This window comes from Streptomyces azureus (genome assembly GCF_001270025.1).
Lineage (GTDB): Bacteria > Actinomycetota > Actinomycetes > Streptomycetales > Streptomycetaceae > Streptomyces > Streptomyces azureus.
The window spans coordinates 1-15394 of sequence record NZ_DF968231.1 but is presented as its reverse complement, the minus strand read 5'-3'; the positions used below and the strand labels follow the sequence as shown (position 1 = coordinate 15394).

The window sequence follows — 15394 nt, the reverse complement described above, 5'->3', positions numbered from 1 at the left end:
GACACCACTGTCGCGCCGATGACTCCTTACCATCAGTGGCAGTACTGTCATAGACCCTCGAATTACTGCCACTGGCAAGGCACACTGGGGACATGCTCCAGAACGTGACCGTCGTCCTCCTCGACGGCGTGAACCCCTTCGAACTCGGTGTGGTGTGCGAGGTCTTCGGCACCGACCGCAGCGACGACGGCCTGCCGGTCTACGACTTCGGCGTGGCCTCGGCCGAGGGCCCGGCCCTGCGCACGAACACGGGCTTCTCGCTGAACGTCGAGCACGGCCTGGAGCGGCTGGGGACGGCTGACCTGATCGCCGTGCCCGCCGGGCACCGCTACGAGTCCCGGGACTTCCCGCCGGAGTTGCTGGACGCCCTGCGGCACGGGGTCGAGCGCGGCGCCCGGGTGCTCAGCGTCTGCTCCGGCGTCTTCGTACTGGCCGCGGCGGGGCTGCTGGACGACCGCCGCTGCGCCACGCACTGGCGGCACGCGGACGCCCTCGCCCGGCGGTACCCGCGGATCACCGTCGAGCCGGACGTGCTCTACGTCGACGAGGACCCGGTGATCACCTCCGCCGGCACGGCCGCCGGGATCGACGCCTGCCTGCACCTGGTGCGCAAGGAGCAGGGCTCCGAGGTCGCCAACAAGATCGCCCGGCGGATGGTGGTGCCGCCGCACCGCGACGGCGGCCAGGCCCAGTACATCGAGCGCCCGCTGCCGCGCTCCGAGGCCGACACGATCAGCGAGGTGCTGGCGTGGATGGAGCGGCACCTCGACGAGGAGGTCACCGTCGAGCAGCTGGCCGCCCGCGCCCACATGTCCCCGCGCACCTTCGCCCGTCGCTTCCAGCAGGAGACCGGGACGACTCCCTACCGCTGGATCCTGCGCCAGCGCGTGCTGCTGGCCCAGCGGCTGCTGGAGGCGACGGACGAGACGATGGACGCGATCGCCGGTCGAACGGGGTTCGGCAACGCGGCCGCGCTGCGCCACCACTTCGTCCGGGCGGTCGGGACGACACCGAACGCCTACCGGCGCACGTTCAGGGGCCCCGAAGCGGCCTGACGATCAACGGACGGTCACCTCGGCACCGGCCGCAGCAGCAGGTCGTGCGGCCGGAGCGTGATGCCCACGCGCGTGCCGTCGTTCGAGCCGGGCACCTGCTCGAAGCGGTACTTGGTGGCCAGCGCCGCCGTGATCAGCGTCAGCTGGGCCATCGAGAAGTGGTCGCTCGGGCACTTGCGGTTGCCCACGCTGAACGGGCTCATGGCGTGCTTCGGGATGTCCTTGACCCGGTCCGGAAGCCAGCGGTCGGGGTCGAACTCCAGGTTCCGCGCGTACGACTTCGGATCGCGCTGGATCGCGTACGGGCTGTAGACGATGTCCGCCCCGGCCGGAATCCGGTATCCGCCGAGTTCCGTGTCCCGTACCGCCCGCCGCGTCAGAATCCACACGGCCGGGCTCAAACGCATGGACTCGACGACGACATTGTTGGTGTGCCTGAGTCCTTGGACGTCTGCAAATGCCACCGGCCTCCCTCCGGTGACGGCTTCTACTTCGTCGCGCACCCGGTCCGCGTGTTCCGGGTGTTCCGCGAGCATATGCAGCAGCCACATGATCGTGGAGGCGACGGTTTCGCTGCCGGGGGTGAGGATCGCGACGACTTGGTCGTGGATCTCCTGTTCCCCGATGGGGTCGCCATTCTCGTCCGTCGCCTCCAGCAATGCCGTCAGCAAATCGTCCGGCTTTTGACCGGATGCGCGGCGCTCGGCAACGATCTCGTCCACCAGGAGATGCAAATCGGCCAAGGCCCGGTTGAATTCCCGGTTGGCCGGGAGTGGCAGCTTGTAGAGCGGCCCGAGCGGCACCACCATCCGCCGGTACATCCCGCGGAAGACGGTGGCGAGCGCGACGCACAGCCGCTCCGCCCGCTCGTCCATGTAGTCGCCGCGCAGCAGGCAGCGGGCCGCGATGCGCACGGCCACCCGGAAGGACTCGGAGGTGCAGTCGATGGTCTCGCCGGGCTTCCAGCGCTCGGTGAGCGCGTGCGCCTCCTCTTCCATGATCGACCCGTAGGCGGGGATGGCGTCGAGCCGGAAGGCGGGCTGGATGATGCGCCGCTGGCGCCGGTGCCGCGGGCCGTTGGCCGTGGCCACGCCCTCCTTGCCGAGCAGGCCCTCCAGGGACTCCCACAGCGGCCCGGCGATGATGAAGTCGTTGCTCAGCGCGAGGGCGCCGGTCAGGGCCGGGGTGGTGACGGCGTAGACCGTCTTCGGCCCGAGCTTCAGGCGGACCACGTCGCCGTGGTCGCGCAGCCGGGACATGAACGCCAGCGGGTCGCGCACCAGCTTCCAGCCGTGCCCCAGGACGGGGACACCGCCGCCCACCCGGGGCGGTTCGCGCAGCTCCGGGACCAGAGGGGCTTCAGGCTTCACGGACTCGACGGTCATTTCTCACCTGCCGCTTCGTTGCTGACGTACGGGGGCGTGGACCGGTCGTCCCAGCTGTCGACCATGTACCGGCCGGACTCGTGATGGAACCAGTAGACGGAACTGAACCAGTTCCGCATATTGCTCAGACATGCCCGCACGGCGGCGCTGAGTTCCTTTCCCCGCACGGTGCCGTCAGCGAGGTCGTCGGCGAACCGTAATGCTTCCCGTTCGACGTCGAGGAATTCCGTGATGCAGTTCTCTACACGGCGCCTGACTTCCGTGACCGCCTGTTCCAGGGTCAGCCCCTCATGGGTGATGAGACTGATTCCGAGATTGTGCACCTCGTCACCCGCTAATTCCTTCGGCAGCGAGCAGAGGTCGTTGTACCAGGCGGCGAACTCCTGGCTCAGCAGCGCGGCCCGCCGATATGCCGGGTGTTTCCTTATGGCGTCGGGGAGTTCGCATCCCGCGGTCGGCTCCAGCAGATCCGTCCATATCCAGTGGGCGAAGGTGAGCCGACGCAGCCGGAGATACTCCTCGACCGTGGGCACGATTCCGTGGGTGCGGTTGTGGAACTCCCGGTCGTACGCGTCGATCACCTCGTGGAAGTGCCGGGCGAACCGGAGGTTCCACGTCGCCGGCAGGAAGGCGTACAGCCGCAGCACGCTGTCCGCGAACCCCGCGACCAGTGGGTCCTCGTGGTGCAGGTGCTCCCCGGGAGAGCCGAGGGCCGAGTGCAGCCGGTCCCGCAGCCGCCGCCAGGCGACCGGGCGGCTGTGCACGATGTCGCGGTCGTGACGGTCGTCCCAGACGAAGAACCAGGCGCTGTAATCCGCGATCGCCCGCATGACCTCGTCGGAGGCGCCGATGTAGTACCCGGCCATGAGGTCGGTGTAGCACAGGCCGTCGGCATATTCCTCCACCTTCTCCGCCGGCATGAGCCGCTTTTCGAGCAGCCAGGCCCGGGTCTTCTCCTGGCACTTCGGCCAATACGGGTGGAGTTGCCGGGGAAACGCCGCCTCGATCACCGGAAGGGAGAGCGACGGTGGAACTGCGATGGTGGTCGGTGTCGATGTGGTGCCGTGTGACAAAGCATGCACGAACTAACCCCTCTCAGCCGCCAGTTGGCGCGGGCGCCCCTCCTTCCGTGCCGGGCGTGCGCCGTTGCATACCGCTCCCTCCATTCAGCACTACAACTGACCGTTCTGGGAGCGCATTTGCTGCATTCGCTACCCCAAGGGCCGGGAACCTCCCGTTGCGTGACTGGTACCGGATCACCAGGAGAGCAGAAGCGATCGAACATGCGACGGACAAACGAACGGCACAGACGAACGGCGCCTGTTCAGGACGGGAATCCCGAACAGACGCCGTGCGCCTCGTGATCGTGAGGTCTCAGTCGTTCGCGACGACGGGGTACCGGGGCTCGTTCTCGGCCATCTGCCGCAGCGCGTCCTTGCGTTCGCGCTTGGAGAGCCGGTCGATGTACAGGTAGCCGTACAGGTGGTCGCTCTCGTGCTGCAAACACCGAGCGAAGTACCCGGTGCCGCGCACCCGGATCGGATTGCCCTGCTCGTCCTGCCCGGTCACCTCGGCGTAGTCGGGCCGGGCGAGCGGAGCGTACGCGGTCGGCACCGACAGGCAGCCCTCGTTGCTGTCGTCCAGCCGGCGCTTCTCGGCGGGCAGTTCGACGAGCCTGGGGTTGCAGACGACGCCGGTGTGCCGGACACCCTCGTCGTCCGGGCAGTCGTAGATGAAGACCTTCAGGTCGACGCCGATCTGGTTGGCGGCCAGGCCCACGCCCTCGGCGGTGCGCTGCGAGGCGAACATGTCCGCCACCAGCTGCTGGAGCTCGTCGCCGAAGTCGGTGACGTCCTTGCACTCCTTGTGCAGCACCGGGTTCCCGACCACCGTGATCGGCCGCGAGGTCCCCCGCTCCCGCCAGGCCGCCTCGCGCTCCTCGCAGTCCTCCGTGTCGATCACGTACCCCTCGTCATCGACGGGGAGCACGCCCGCGCGCTGCTGATCGGTGTCCTGCTGAGCCATGACGTTACGTACGCCTTCCTGAACAAATCCAAGCTGGGATGCTGATACAGGGTAAGGGGGAAGCAGGACCTAGCAGACCTCTTCGAGATCCCGCCAGTCCCGGGAATCCGGACTGTCGGCCACCCACCCGTCCAGCAATCCCCTCACGAGGGAAGCCGGCGCGGCCAAGCCACACTCCCGCTCGGGAACCCACAGCTGCCCGTCCGTCCGATGCCCCAGCGGCCCGGGATGCCCCGGCTCGCTGTGATCGTGCGGATCGAGATGCTCCCCGTCCCCCTCGTCGGACGGCATCCGTGACTCGGAGCACATCCGGCACAGCAAACGCACCGAAGAAGACCAGTCCTCCGCGGCGAACCCGGCGTCCGCGGCGAGCTGCTCCAGCGCGTCCCGGTCCGCCTCGGTCGCGGCCTCCAGCAGCACCACCCAGGTCGGCACCGGCGACGGCGCCCACAGCTCGATCTCGTCGAACACCGGGTAGGTGTGCCCGGCGGCCGTGGTCCGCTCCCCGTGCGGCACGCCGTCGTGCAGCACGACCTCACCCCAGCGCCGCCCCGAGGACGGCAGCGGAATGGACAGCACCTCGATCCGTGCGGGATCCAGCCGCCGTCCCCACACGACCTCGGCCTCCCCCTCCGGGGACAGCCGCACGGCCGCGCTGCCGAGGTCCATGCCGACGGGCTCACCGGAGTCGTTGGGCGGCCCCGGCACCCGCAGCCCGTAGGCCTGCCAGGCGCGCCGGGCCAGCGGCCAGTCCTGGAGGGCGGTCGCGGCGATGCCGACGTTCCACCAGTCGGGCGCTCCGGTGTCCCGGTCGAGCAGCGCCACCGCCCTGAGCCCCGCCGCCCGCGCCTGCTCCCAGTCGTGCCGGAACTTGTGCAGCAGGGCGAGGTTGAACCAGGACTCGGACAGCCAGGGCTCCAGGTCGGCGGCACGTGTCAACAATGCGCCGGCGTCCTCGTACCGGCCGTCGCCGATGAGAGTGAACGCCCGGTCTGTGGCCTGCCGCCAGGAGGCGGAGGGCCGGTGCCGTCCCTTGCCGAAGATCCTCACGATTCCCGCCTGCCAGTTCCGTGCGGTGGGCTGGCCGTAGCTGTGTTTCGAGCCCCCGGACACCTTCTTCTTCGCATCCAACCACGTACGGCCTCCGGGGCGCTCATTACCCATGGGTTACCCCGTCATGGGCAAGGTCAGACTGCTCCTGGCCAGTACCCGCGCCAGTGATTCCACCACCTCCGGGGCGTACTCCCCGGCGGTGGCGAGCCGGAGTTCCTCCAGCGCCGTCAGCGGTCCGCCCAGGCCGCCTTCCCGGGACTTCTCCTCGTACGCGTTCACGGCCCGGACGATCCGCGCGGCGAGCGGCTGCTCCGCGTAGGGGTCGGCCTGCCGCTCCACGACCACGGCGACCGCCTCGTCGACGCCCGTCTGCCGTACGACGGCCCCGCCGAGCAGCGCGATCCGCCGCGCTTCCGCAGCGGGCAGACCGGCGGTGGCGCCCGCCGGCACCGGGTCGACGAGGCTCAGCTGGCCGATGTCGTGCATGAGCGCGGCGTACTCCAGCACGGCCAGCTCGGGCTCGGTGAGACCCAGGTCACGCCCCACCGCCTGACTGAGCGCGGCGACGCGGCGGGCGTGCCCGCAGGGCGTGTACCCGGCGACCTCGGTGGCCCGGGCGAGGGAGGCGATGGTCTGCCGGTAGGTCGCCCGGACGGCGGCGTACCGCCGGAACGACATCTGGGCGAGCAGCAGCGGCACGGAGAACACGGGCAGCGCCCACAGCCCTACGACGGCGACCGCCAGGGCCATGACCGCCCCGGTCGCGATGACGGCGGAGCCGATGCCGCAGATGGCCCGCAGCTCGTCCCGCAGCACCGGCCCGAAGGGCCAGCCGGTGCGGGAGTGGGCCAGCGCGGCGGCGAGCACCGCGTCGCACAGCGCGGTCAGGGACAGCAGCGCGAGCAGCAGCAGTGCATAGGCGGGGCCTCCCCAGTCGTCGAACATGCCCCGGTTGTACGGGGGCTGGAAGCACACGGCGACGAATGCGACGGTGAGCACCCGGCGCGCCAGATGGTCGAGCGTGGGCCCCTGCCCGCGCGCCACGTGCGGCACGCTGCCGAGCAGCGAGGCGGCCAGCACGACGGCGACGACCTGGGCGGGGCCGTGGTGCGTGGCCCGCCCGCCGGCCTCGCCGAGCAGCGCGTACGACAGGGCCGCGGCGGCCCCGAGCGGCGCCGGCTCCCTGACCAGCGCACCGTTGCGCCGGGCGAGCTCCCCGACGGTGACGAGGACGCCGAAGGCGAGGGCGACCCGGCGTTCCTCCAGCCCGCCGTAGAGGGTGACGGCGAGGGAGCCGGCGGCGAGGAGGGCGGCGCAGGCGTGGACGAGGGTGAACAGCGGCGGCGGGCGGTACGCGCTCACCGGTGTGCTCCCGGCCGGCTGGAGACGGGGGCGCCGGGCGGCGGAACCCGGGGCGGGTGAACGTCGTCGGCGGTCACGGCGGGGCGCCAGCCCGCCCGGCCGACGGCCTCCACGAGAGCCGCGACCATCACCGGGTCGAACTGGCTGCCGGAGCACCGCTTCAGCTCCGCCAGGGCGACCGCGACGGGTCGGGCCCTGCTGTAGCTCCGTGTGGAGGTCATGGCGTCGAAGGCATCCGCGACCGCCACGACCCGGGCAGATTCCGGGATCTGACTGCCCATCAGGCCGTACGGGTACCCGGTGCCGTCCAGCCGTTCGTGGTGGTGCAGCACGGCGGCGCGGGCCTCCCCGAGGAAGCCGATGCCGCGCACCATCTCGTGCCCGTACTCCGGGTGCAGCTCGATCACCCGCCGCTCCTCGGGCGTGAGCGGCCCGTCCTTCCGGAGCAGCCGGGTGGGGACGCCCAGCTTGCCGACGTCGTGCAAAATCCCGGCGAACCGGAGCACCTCGACGCGCTCGTCGTCCATGCCCAGCTCGCGCGCGATCATCATGGAGGCCTGCCCGACGCGCTCGCTGTGGCCGCGTGTGTAGCCGTCCTTGATGTCGACGGCCTGCACCAGCGCCCGGATGGTCGCCTGGTGGGCGGCCCGTTCCCGGTGGTACTGCGCGAAGGCCCACCAGGAGACGCACATCGGCAGCAGCACGAGCAGGGCGGCCACGGGACCGTACGGGCTGCGCCACAGCACGGCAATCATCAGCCCGGCCAGCCCGTGCACGGCGATGGGCGCGAGGGAGCGCGCCACGAGTCCCCGCCAGGCCCGCCGCACCGGCACCCGCTCGGCCACGGCCAGGATCCCGCCGTCCAGCAGCGCGAGCACCAGGCAGAACGCCAGCACGGCCGCCCCGGCCGGCCCGAGCGCATAGGGGACGTCACCCGCGACGACCGCGTCCCGCCCGCCGAGCGCCCAGTGCACCCGGGCCGCGGCCCACACGCCGAGGACGAGCTGGGCGGCCCGCCAGAGCCGGCGCAGCGCCACGGGCCGCTGCTCGGCGTGCGAGAGCAGCGCACCGGGCACGGCCACCAGGGCGGCGGCGGGAGCGGGCAGCAGGAAGGCACCGGCGAGCAGCACGGGGTAGAAGGTCCCGGCCGGATGGGAGATCCCGACGAACCGGGACCGGGCGACGCGCTCGCAGCCCGCGTACAGCGCGGCGAGCAGCGCCACGGCCCCCCAGGGCGTCGGGACGTCCGGCAGCGGCAGCAGACAGAGGAGGGCGGCGACGGCGACACAGGCGACGTACACACGTGCCCGTACCGGTACCGCTTCCATGCGCCCCTCCCCCGGCCATGTCCGTCAGGCCCGGAGCCTAGGACGGCGGCGGGGGGTTCCGCGGGCCGATAACCCACGGATTAGCACGTTCGAGTGATGCGTTCGAGAATGACTACCCCGTCAGAGGCGGGGTAGTTGAAAAGCGCGGGAGTGTCAGGACTCCTGCGGCGTGGCAGGCGAAGCCGTGACGTCCTGGTCGGGGACGGCCTGGCCGGAGCGGATCAGCTCGATCCGCCCCATGACCTTGTCGCGCAGGTCGCCCGGTACGTCGTCGTGTCCGCAGCAGCGCTTGACCAGCTTCTTCACGGCCTGCTCGAGCCCGTACTTCTCCAGACAGGGCGAGCATTCCTCGAAGTGGTGCTCGAACTTCACGCAGTCCGAGTCCGGCATCTCACGGTCGAGGAACTCGTAGAGATGATCGAGGATTTCGCTGCAATCCGTCTCGTGCGGCTCTCCGCAGCTCATGACCCCGAGCCTTTCGCTTCGTTCGACTCTCCGGCGCCGGCCGGGACCATCCCGCGGTCACGGGCGTAGTCCTCCAGCATGCCGCGCAGCTGACGGCGTCCCCGGTGCAGCCGGGACATCACCGTACCGATGGGTGTCCCCATGATGTCGGCGATCTCCTTGTACGCAAAGCCCTCGACGTCCGCGAGATACACGGCGATGCGGAACTCCTCGGGGATCGCCTGGAGCGCTGCCTTCACGTCCGAGTCGGGCAGGTGGTCGAGCGCCTGCGACTCCGCGGAGCGCAAGCCCGTCGACATGTGCGACTCGGCGCGGGCGAGCTGCCAGTCCTCGATCTCCTCGGCCGCGCTGCGCTGCGGTTCACGCTGCTTCTTGCGGTACGAGTTGATGAAGGTGTTGGTGAGGATCCGGTACAGCCACGCCTTGAGATTGGTGCCCTCGCGGAACTGGTGGAAGGACGCGTACGCCTTGGCATACGTCTCCTGCACCAGGTCCTCCGCGTCGGCCGGGTTGCGCGTCATGCGCAGCGCGGCCGAGTACATCTGGTCGAGGAACTCGAGCGCGTCCCGCTCGAAGCGCGCGTTGCGCTCCGCGGCCGTCTCCGCGCCCGTGCCACCCTGGCCCTCGGGCTGCTCCGCCTGGCCGTGTTCGGTCCCTGCGTCGGTCCCAGTGACCGGACCCACCTCCTCCAGTGTTCTCGTGAGACCGAGACCGGTCTCACCCGAATCGGAGGATAGACGACGATCCGGTCCGCCCGCCGCCCGAATGGGGGCGGTCCTGGCCGCGTGCAGCACCGTCCAGTCCAGGTCGGCGCGGCTGCTGCGGCTCGGGCAGATGGTCGAACCCATGCGGCGGACTTCCTCTCCTACGGCGTCGGCGCTGGTCTCCAGCACGTACGTCCCGCACAACAGTGCTCGCCGCCCCGGCATTCCCGAAGCTTTACCCGAGTGACCCGGTCCACTCCACGACCGCGTCCGTGATGACCGCCACTGCCTCCTCCTGCGTGATCTCCGCGCGCTTGGGGACGGCGAAGCCGTGATCGCCGTGCGGCACCTCCACGAGCTCGTAGGGCCCCTCGGGGAACTCCCCGGGCTTCCCGAACGGGTCGTTGCCGCCCTGCACGACCAGGGTGGGCACCCCGGAACCCAGCAGTTCGGCGGCGCGGGACTTCTCGGGCTTGCCGGGCGGGTGGAGGGGGAAGCTGAGGGCGAGAACCGCGTGAGCACCGAGCTCGGTGGCGGTACGGCAGGCGACCCGGGCCCCGGCGCTGCGGCCGCCGGACACGACCGGCAGGCCGGGCTTGGCGAGGGCGGGCCAGATGTCTCGCCAGCCGAGGTCCAGGGTCTTGGGCGCGGGCGCGAGTTTCTTCCCGGCCACTCTCCAGGGCTGCTCCACACGAGCCACGGTCACGCCGTGGGCGGGCAGGACGGCGGCGAGGGCCTTCAGGTCGCGGGCCTCGATGCCGCCGCCGGCACCGTGGCTGACGGCGAGGACCAACCGGGCCCTTTTCGCCTTGTGCCAGGTGATACGGGCGGGGCCGGCGTCGGTCTCGACGATCTCGGTGGCCGCGTTTGCCGCATGCGTCACATCGTTCACATCCGTCACGTCAGAAGAGTGTGCCCTCTTCCGGCCCTTCCAGCTCCTTCAGCAGCTCCGGGCCGTTGTTGCGGACGTTGCTGACGGCTGTCGTGACGGGATAGGCGCGCATCAGACCGGCGGGCGGCGGGGCGAGCAGCTCGCGCAGGTCGTCGGCGTCCGTGCGGGACGGGTCCAGCCAGGCGTCCCAGCGGTCGGGCGTCAGCATCAGCGGCATCCGGGGGTGGATCTCGGCCAGGGTCCGCGGACCGTCCGCCGGGGAGACCGCCAGCGGGCTCGTCTCGGCCTCGGTGGTGATGACGGAGCACGTCACCCACCAGGCCTGCGGGTGGTCGTCCGGCAGCGTCTTGTCCCGCCAGAACTCGTACAGCCCGGCCATCGCGAAGACCGACCCGTCCGCCGGGGTCACGAAGTAGGGCTGCTTGCGGGGCCGCTTCTTCTTCCCCTCGACCTCCAGCTCGCGCTCCTGCGTGCCGGTGACCCACTCGTAGTAGCCGTCGGCGGGCAGGATGCAGCGCCGGGAGGTGAAGGCGCGGCGGTAGGACGGCTTCTCGTGAACGGTCTCCGCGCGGGCGTTGATCATCCGGGCACCGCTCTCGGGGGTCTTCGACCAGGACGGGACGAGCCCCCACTTCAGCGTGCGCAGCTGCCGAACCGGTCGCGGGTCGTCCGCGTCTTTCAGAGGGCGGTCGAGGACGGCGTAGACCTCTTTGGTGGGCGCCACGTTGTAGTCGGGCTCCAGAGTCTCCTCGGGCTCCCACTTCTCGACCTCAAAGGTTCCTGCGAGATCCTCTGGCCTACGACTCGCCGCATACCGTCCGCACATACGTGCCACACTGCCAGATTCCATCCGCCCACAGGGAGCCAACGCCGCACATGGACAGCACCGCAACCGCCTCCCTCGCCTCCCTCTGGGACGAGGTCTCCGGCACGCAGCCCGACCCCGACCTGTGGGTCGTGATCGCGACCCTGGTGGCCGCGCTCGCCGTGGTGATCCCGCACGGGCTGTGGCGCGTCTCCCGCAACGCCATCACCATCGCCCACGAGGGCGGCCACGGGCTCGTGGCCCTGCTCACCGGCCGCACTCTCACGGGCATACGGCTGCACTCGGACACCAGCGGCCTGACCGTCAGCCGCGGCAAGCCGTACGGCATCGGCATGATCCTCACCGCGGCCTCCGGCTACACCGCCCCGCCCCTGCTGGGCCTCGGCGGCGCGGCCCTGCTGGGCTCCGGCCGCATCACGCTCCTGCTGTGGCTGGCCACGGCCCTGCTGCTGGCCATGCTCGTGATGATCCGCAACGCCTACGGCGCCCTCACCATGATCGTCACCGGCGGCCTGTTCGTCCTGGTGTCCTGGCTGGCCGGCCCGCAGGTCCAGGCGGCGTTCGCGTACGTGGTGGTGTGGTTCCTGCTGATCGGCGGGGTGCGTCCGGCGTTCGAGCTCCAGGCCAAGCGGTCGCGGGGCGGGGCGGGGGACTCGGACGCGGACCAGCTGTCGCGGCTGACGCATGTGCCGGCGGGGTTGTGGCTGTTTCTGTTCCATGCGGTCTCGCTGTGCTCGCTGATCGGTGGGGGCAGATGGCTCCTGGAGATGTGACGCGGGGCTGTGCCGATGTGCGGCTCCCCGCGTGGCGCGACCGGCCCCCACGGCGCCGCACCCGAGCCACTGCCTCCTTATAAAGTGAACCCATGGCCCCGAACACCGCAGACACCGCCCTTTGGCCCGCCCCGCACGCGAGCGGAGCCGTCGACGCGACGGTCCACGTGCCCGGGTCCAAGTCGGTCACGAACCGCGCCTTGGTCCTCGCCTCCCTCGCCTCCGAACCGGGCTGGCTGCGCCGCCCCCTGCGCTCCCGCGACACCCTGCTGATGGCCGGCGCGCTGCGCGCTATGGGCATCGAGATCGAGGAGGGCGTGGGCCCGGACGGCACCGGCGAGGCCTGGCGTGTCCTCCCCACGGGCCTGCGCGGCCCGGCCACGGTCGACGTCGGCAACGCCGGCACGGTGATGCGGTTCCTGCCGCCGGTCGCCGCGCTCGCGGACGGCCCCGTCCGCTTCGACGGCGATCCCCGCTCGTACGAGCGTCCCCTGAACGGAGTCATCGACGCGCTGCGTCAGCTCGGTGCCCGGATCGACGACGACGGCCGTGGCGCGCTGCCGTTGACCGTGCACGGCAGCGGCGCCCTGGACGGCGGCCCGGTGGCCATCGACGCGTCCTCCTCGTCGCAGTTCGTGAGCGCCCTGCTGCTGTCCGGCCCGCGCTTCAACCAGGGCGTCGAGGTTCGCCACACCGGCGCCACGCTGCCCTCCATGCCGCACATCCGCATGACCGTCGACATGCTGCGCGCGGTCGGCGCCCAGGTGGACACGCCCGAGTCGGGCGGCGAGCCCAACGTCTGGCGGGTCACGCCCGGCGCCCTGCTCGGCCGCGATCTGACGATCGAGCCCGACCTGTCCAACGCCCAGCCGTTCCTGGCGGCCGCGCTGGTGACGGGCGGCCGGGTCGTCATCCCGGACTGGCCCTCCCGCACCACCCAGCCCGGTGACCGGCTGCGCGAGATCTTCACCGAGATGGGCGGCTCCTGCGAACTGACCGAGTTCGGGCTCGCGTTCACCGGCTCCGGCTCGATCCACGGCATCGACGTCGACCTGAGCGAGGTCGGCGAGCTGACGCCGGGCGTCGCGGCGGTGGCGGCCCTCGCCGACTCCCCGTCGACCCTGCGCGGCGTGGCGCATCTGCGCCTGCACGAGACGGACCGCCTGGCCGCGCTGACCAAGGAGATCAACGAACTCGGCGGTGACGTCACGGAGACCGCCGACGGTCTGCACATCCGCCCGCGCCGGCTGCACGGCGGGATCTTCCACACGTACGACGACCACCGCATGGCCACGGCCGGCGCGATCATCGGCCTGGTGGTCGACGGAGTGCAGATCGAGAACGTGGCGACGACCGCCAAGACCCTGCCCGACTTCCCCGACCTGTGGACCGGGATGCTCGGGGCGTAGGACACGGGGATCAGGTCATGCGCCGCTACGGCAAGCACACCGACGAGGACGACATCCGCACCCGTCCCGGCCGCCGGAACACCCGGCCCCGGACGAACATCCGGCCCAAGCACGAGGACGCCGCCGAGGGCCTCGTCCTCACCGTCGACCGGGGCCGTCTGACCTGCCTCGTCGAGGACCGTGTGGTCATGGCGATGAAGGCCCGCGAGCTGGGCCGCAAGGCGGCCGTGGTCGGAGACCGGGTGGCCCTCGTGGGCGACCTGTCGGGCAAGAAGGACTCGCTCGCGAGGATCGTCCGTATCGCAGAGCGCACGTCCGTGCTCCGCCGCACCGCGGACGACGACGATCCGTACGAGCGCGTGGTCGTCGCCAACGCCGACCAGCTGGCCGTCGTCACCGCCCTGGCCGACCCGGAGCCCCGCCCGCGGCTGATCGACCGCTGTCTGGTCGCGGCCTACGCCGGCGGCCTGGACCCGCTGCTGGTCCTGACCAAGTCGGACCTCGCCCCGCCCGACGAGCTGCTGGAGCTGTACGGCCATCTCGACATCCCCTACGTCGTCACCAGCCGCGAGGAACTCCAGAACGGCACCGCCGTCGCCCGCGTGCGCGAGCAGCTCGACGGCAAGATCACCGCGTTCGTCGGCCACTCCGGTGTCGGCAAGACGACTCTGGTCAACGCGCTGGTGCCGGAGGAACGGCGGCGTACGACCGGGCATGTGAACGCGGTGACGGGCCGTGGCCGGCACACCACCACCTCGGCGCTGGCGCTGCCGCTGGCCGGCAGCGACGGCTGGGTGGTCGACACGCCGGGCATCCGGTCCTTCGGCCTGAATCACGTGGACCCGTCCCGGGTCATCCACGCCTTCCCCGACCTGGAGCCGGGCACCGAGGGCTGCCCGCGCGCGTGCAGCCATGACGAGCCGGACTGCGCGCTGGACGCGTGGGTGGCCGAGGGGCACGCGGATCCGGCGCGGCTGTACTCGCTGCGGCGGCTGCTGGCCACGCGGGAGCGGAAGGAAGGCGACTGACCTCCGCGTTGTTTGTCATGGCGTACGGACGGTAAGTGCATAATCGCACCAAGCCGGATGCAAGGCCGCCCAGAAGCTGAGGAATCTGGCGAACTTGCTCAAACTGACTAAGCGGTCGCTGAACGTGGGATACGGGAGGAACGACTCATGGCGTGGCTGCTGGTCATTGTGGCGGGGTTGCTCGAGACCGGCTTCGCCGTGTGCCTGAAGTTGTCGCACGGTTTCACACGGCTCTGGCCGACGGTCGCGTTCTGCGTCTTCGCCCTCGGCAGCTTCGGCCTGCTGACCCTGGCGCTGAAGAAACTCGACGTGGGTCCCGCCTACGCGGTGTGGACCGGTATCGGCGCGGCGGGCACGGCGATCTACGGCATGGTGTTCCTCGGCGACCTGGTGTCGACGCTGAAGATCGTGTCGATCAGCCTCGTCATCATCGGTGTGATCGGGCTTCAGTTGTCGGGTTCGGCGCACTGACGCCCTGTCAGCCGACCTAGCGCTGAAGGGCGCTGCGGACCAGGTCGGCGACGCCGCCCTCGCCGGGTGGCGCGGCCACGCAGGACAGGGCGAGCCGGACGGCGAGTTCGCAGGAGCGGACCAGGTCGGCGGTGTCGGACTTGGGGGTGCCGGGTCCCGCCAGGACGGTGACGGCACGGTCGCGGACGAGGACGACGAAGTCACCGGGTGAGGGCAGTGGGCCGTCGGCGCGGCGCTGGGCCGGTACGGCGGAGGTGGAGGGCACGGCCGACAGGGCCGGGGACGGCAGCCGTTCGCTCCAGCAGCCGGTGAGCATGGCCCGGACGAGGGCGTTCTCGCGGGCCGCCGAGGTGATCCACTCGGCGGTGGCGGTGAGCCGGTCGCGCAGGTCGCTGTGCCCGGTGAGCGCGCGGTCGACCCCGGCGAGATATCCGTCGGCTTCTCTCCTCACGAGCGCCCGGGCGAGCCCGTCCTTGCTGCCGAACTCGTTGTACAGCGTCTGCCGGGACACTCCCGCCGCCGCGGCCACGTCCACCATCCGTACGGCGGACCACGGCCGGCGCGCCAGCGCCGTGTAAGCGGCGTCCAGTAGAGATTCCCGCGCTGCAGGCATCAACG

The 15394-nt window shown here is 70.9% G+C and carries 16 protein-coding genes; 5 read left to right on the top strand and 11 right to left on the bottom strand.

The genetic code is table 11. The features are described 5' to 3' along the window. Positions 1–92 precede the first annotated feature (92 nt). Complete coding sequence (locus AOQ53_RS47310) at positions 93–1055, top strand: GlxA family transcriptional regulator (RefSeq protein ID WP_059416555.1); 963 nt, start codon at positions 93–95, stop codon at positions 1053–1055. A 14-nt stretch (positions 1056–1069) separates the two neighbouring features. On the opposite strand, the gene AOQ53_RS09500 is transcribed toward AOQ53_RS47310, so the two are convergent. The 10 genes from AOQ53_RS09500 to AOQ53_RS09455 all read right to left on the bottom strand — a co-directional run bounded on the left by AOQ53_RS09500 (position 1070) and on the right by AOQ53_RS09455 (position 11095). Further along, on the bottom strand, positions 1070–2440 hold the full coding sequence (locus AOQ53_RS09500) for a bifunctional albaflavenone monooxygenase/terpene synthase (RefSeq protein ID WP_059416554.1): 1371 nt from the start codon (positions 2438–2440) through the stop codon (positions 1070–1072). After that, entirely contained in the window at positions 2437–3522 is a 1086-nt protein-coding gene (gene cyc1, locus AOQ53_RS09495; protein ID WP_099054560.1) for an epi-isozizaene synthase, read from the bottom strand. Before cyc1 ends, AOQ53_RS09500 begins: the two co-directional genes overlap by 4 nt. A 292-nt stretch (positions 3523–3814) precedes the next feature. Continuing rightward, entirely contained in the window at positions 3815–4465 is a 651-nt protein-coding gene (gene def, locus AOQ53_RS09490; protein WP_059416552.1) for a peptide deformylase, read from the bottom strand. A gap of 69 nt (positions 4466–4534) precedes the next feature. Next, positions 4535–5515 (bottom strand): tetratricopeptide repeat protein, encoded by a 981-nt coding sequence (locus AOQ53_RS09485; protein ID WP_059416602.1) that lies wholly within the window; start codon positions 5513–5515, stop codon positions 4535–4537. Between the two features lie 117 nt (positions 5516–5632). Next, on the bottom strand, positions 5633–6880 hold the full coding sequence (locus tag AOQ53_RS09480) for an HD domain-containing protein (protein WP_174523252.1): 1248 nt from the start codon (positions 6878–6880) through the stop codon (positions 5633–5635). Then, on the bottom strand, positions 6877–8208 hold the full coding sequence (locus AOQ53_RS09475) for an HD-GYP domain-containing protein (protein ID WP_059416551.1): 1332 nt from the start codon (positions 8206–8208) through the stop codon (positions 6877–6879). Before AOQ53_RS09475 ends, AOQ53_RS09480 begins: the two co-directional genes overlap by 4 nt. A gap of 153 nt (positions 8209–8361) precedes the next feature. Further along, positions 8362–8673 (bottom strand): mycothiol system anti-sigma-R factor, encoded by a 312-nt coding sequence (rsrA, locus tag AOQ53_RS09470; RefSeq protein WP_059416550.1) that lies wholly within the window; start codon positions 8671–8673, stop codon positions 8362–8364. After that, complete coding sequence (sigR, locus tag AOQ53_RS09465; RefSeq protein WP_059416549.1) at positions 8670–9356, bottom strand: RNA polymerase sigma factor SigR; 687 nt, start codon at positions 9354–9356, stop codon at positions 8670–8672. The genes rsrA and sigR overlap by 4 nt, the downstream gene beginning before the upstream one ends. A gap of 256 nt (positions 9357–9612) precedes the next feature. Then, on the bottom strand, positions 9613–10278 hold the full coding sequence (locus AOQ53_RS09460) for an alpha/beta hydrolase family protein (protein WP_059416548.1): 666 nt from the start codon (positions 10276–10278) through the stop codon (positions 9613–9615). A 1-nt stretch (position 10279) separates the two neighbouring features. Next, positions 10280–11095, bottom strand: a complete 816-nt coding sequence (locus tag AOQ53_RS09455) for an SOS response-associated peptidase (RefSeq protein ID WP_078945226.1) — start codon at positions 11093–11095, stop codon at positions 10280–10282. A gap of 50 nt (positions 11096–11145) precedes the next feature. On the opposite strand from AOQ53_RS09455, the gene AOQ53_RS09450 reads away from it, so the two are divergent. From AOQ53_RS09450 to AOQ53_RS09435, 4 genes are all read left to right on the top strand, one after another. Then, on the top strand, positions 11146–11868 hold the full coding sequence (locus AOQ53_RS09450; RefSeq protein WP_059416546.1) for a M50 family metallopeptidase: 723 nt from the start codon (positions 11146–11148) through the stop codon (positions 11866–11868). Between the two features lie 92 nt (positions 11869–11960). Next, positions 11961–13277 (top strand): 3-phosphoshikimate 1-carboxyvinyltransferase, encoded by a 1317-nt coding sequence (gene aroA, locus AOQ53_RS09445; RefSeq protein ID WP_059416545.1) that lies wholly within the window; start codon positions 11961–11963, stop codon positions 13275–13277. 17 nt (positions 13278–13294) lie between these two features. Continuing rightward, the gene (gene rsgA / locus AOQ53_RS09440) at positions 13295–14305 is read left to right on the top strand and encodes a ribosome small subunit-dependent GTPase A (protein WP_059416544.1); all 1011 of its coding nucleotides are present in this window, start codon (positions 13295–13297) and stop codon (positions 14303–14305) included. A 147-nt stretch (positions 14306–14452) separates the two neighbouring features. Then, positions 14453–14776: a DMT family transporter gene (locus tag AOQ53_RS09435; protein ID WP_059416543.1), complete on the top strand. Its 324-nt coding sequence runs from the start codon at positions 14453–14455 to the stop codon at positions 14774–14776. Positions 14777–14792: 16 nt separating this feature from the next. Here AOQ53_RS09435 and AOQ53_RS09430 read toward each other — a convergent pair whose 3' ends face one another. Then, entirely contained in the window at positions 14793–15392 is a 600-nt protein-coding gene (locus AOQ53_RS09430; protein WP_059416542.1) for a TetR/AcrR family transcriptional regulator, read from the bottom strand. Positions 15393–15394 lie beyond the last annotated feature (2 nt).